A 2198-nucleotide genomic window follows, 5' to 3' on the forward strand; every position below is an offset into this window, starting at 1 on the left:
ATCGTAGAGCGTCGCACCCGGCATCATCAGGCCGGTGTCGATCAGGCTGACGAATGCAACGCGCGGCTCGGCGCGCTTGCCCGTGAGAACGGTCAAGTCGGCCTCTTCCAGCGGCCGCACTGCGTCGATGCGCTCGTTGGCGGCGTCGATGTAGGCCTGCTCGCGCTCGATGCCGACGAAATGGCGGCCGAGGCGCTTGGCCACCGCGCCCGTGGTGCCGGAGCCGAAGAACGGATCGAGCACGATGTCGCCCGGTTTGGTCGAGGCCATCATGATGCGGGCAAGCAGCGCTTCCGGCTTCTGCGTCGGGTGCAGCTTGTCGCCATTGTCGTTCTTCAGCCGCTCGCCGCCGGTGCAGATCGGAAACAGCCAGTCGGAGCGCATCTGGATATCGTCGTTGGACGCCTTCATGGCTTCGTAGTTGAAGGTATAGCCCTTGCCCTTCTGGTCGCGCGTGGCCCAGATCATCGTCTCATGCGCGTTCTGGAAACGGCGGCCGCGGAAATTCGGCATCGGGTTGGTCTTGCGCCAGACGACGTCGTTGAGGATCCAGAAGCCGAGATCCTGCATCTTGGCGCCGACACGGAAGATGTTGTGATAGGAGCCGATGACCCAGATGGTGCCGTTGGGCTTCAGCACCCGGCGCGCCGCCAGCAGCCAGGCACGCGTGAAAGCGTCATAGGCCTCGAAACTCTCGAACTGGTCCCAATCGTCGTCAACGGCGTCGACCTTCGACTGATCAGGGCGGTGCAGGTCGCCGTCGAGCTGCAGATTGTAGGGCGGATCGGCGAAGATGACGTCGATCGATTTTTCGGGCAGCCGGTCTAGCGCGGCGACGCAGTCGCCCTTGAGGATCGTGTCCAGCCATTCGGATTGCTGGGGAGCGTGGGAAAGCTCGTCGAGAAGACGCACGGCAGACATTCTGACACCCAAGGCACGCGTTACTGTTTACTCCTGGTTATGGTTACCGATCAGCGTAAATATTCCGTGAAGGCCAAGGGATGGGTGTGGCGAATTTGCGAAGGCGGCCCTGTTGGTGTATGCCGCGCCGCCTGAGCCTTCCGAGGCCACTTCGCCCTCCCATTGTCCGGATCACCATGCCCCAGCCAGACCTTGTCATCTTCGATTGCGACGGCGTGCTCGTCGATTCCGAGATCATCGCCGCCCGCGTCGACGCCGAGCTTTTGACCCTGGCCGGATACGAGATATCGGCTGAGGAGATTTCGGAGAGCTATGCCGGCCTGACCTTCAAGGACATCATGCTGCGGGTCGAGGAAAAGTCCCGCATTCCCTTCCAGGCCTCTCTTATCGACAGGGAGGAACAATTGGTCGACCGCAAACTGCGCAGTGACGTCCGCGCCATCGACGGCGCGCGCGAGGCCGTTGCCGCGGTAACGGTGCCGCGCTGTGTCTGCTCGAATTCACGCTCCGAGCGGATCGAATTCATGCTGGAGAAGGTGCATCTTCTGCCGTTTTTCGCCGACCGGATTTTTTCGGCGATGGAAACACCGACCGCGAAAACGAAACCGGCGCCGGACGTGTTCCTGTTTGCGGCGGAGAAACTCAGCGCCAACCCGGCGAACACTTTCGTCATCGAGGATTCCGTGCACGGCGTCCACGGCGCAAGGGCGGCGGGCATGCGGGTGATCGGCTTCACCGGCGCGGGACACAGTTATCCCGGCCATGCCGACGCGCTCACCGAGGCCGGCGCTGAAACGGTGATCCGCCGCTGGGCGGAGTTGAAAAGCGTGATCGCCGCGCTGTCGGAGTGGTCGGACGCCTGAGAAGCGTGCGCCGCGACGCACGCCTCATGCAACTGCCGAGACCTAGTTCGTCGCGGCAGCCCTCTTGCGGCGGGTCTTCTTCGACTTGTCGGCCGTTGCCTGATGCGCGGTTTCGTCATAGCCGGCAAAGGCCTGATAATCCTGGGCCGTCGGCTCGGGCACGACGACATTGGAATCGGTGAAGACGAACTGCGTGGCAACCGAAGGATCGGTGACCTGGACCTGATACTGGTGGAGCTGCGAATAGAGGACCTCGGTGCCGTGCATCACCGCCGTTCGGATCGGCATGGTGATCGTGCCTGGAGAAAACTTCGGTCCGGGGACAATCTTGCCGGCGACCGCAATCTTCATCGTCAACTGGCCGTTGGCACGGCTGCAGTCGCGTGTCACGTCGCTGACCGACGCCTGGTAGAT

General features: G+C 62.6%; 2 protein-coding genes and 1 pseudogene. 1 reads left to right on the plus strand and 2 read right to left on the minus strand.

What is annotated here, in order from left to right; all coding sequences use genetic code 11:
• Nucleotides 1-921 (minus strand): site-specific DNA-methyltransferase (locus tag EN991_RS33365; RefSeq protein WP_164769564.1); only part of this gene is annotated, 921 nt, incomplete at its 3' end.
• A gap of 176 nt (nucleotides 922-1097) precedes the next feature.
• On the opposite strand from EN991_RS33365, the gene EN991_RS33370 reads away from it, so the two are divergent.
• Nucleotides 1098-1784 (plus strand): HAD family phosphatase, encoded by a 687-nt coding sequence (locus tag EN991_RS33370; protein ID WP_127370328.1) that lies wholly within the window; start codon nucleotides 1098-1100, stop codon nucleotides 1782-1784.
• Between the two features lie 42 nt (nucleotides 1785-1826).
• Here EN991_RS33370 and EN991_RS33375 read toward each other — a convergent pair.
• Nucleotides 1827-2198: pseudogene (locus EN991_RS33375) on the minus strand (hypothetical protein); the annotation flags it as partial.

Source organism: Mesorhizobium sp. M7A.F.Ca.US.005.03.2.1, from assembly GCF_003997795.1.
In the GTDB taxonomy this organism is placed as follows: Bacteria; Pseudomonadota; Alphaproteobacteria; order Rhizobiales; family Rhizobiaceae; genus Mesorhizobium; species Mesorhizobium ciceri.

What these genes read in the sequence shown, in the direction of transcription:
- EN991_RS33370 (WP_127370328.1), top strand. Translation starts at nt 1,098, where the DNA reads ATGCCCCAGCCAGACCTTGTCATCTTCGATTGCGACGGCGTGCTCGTC.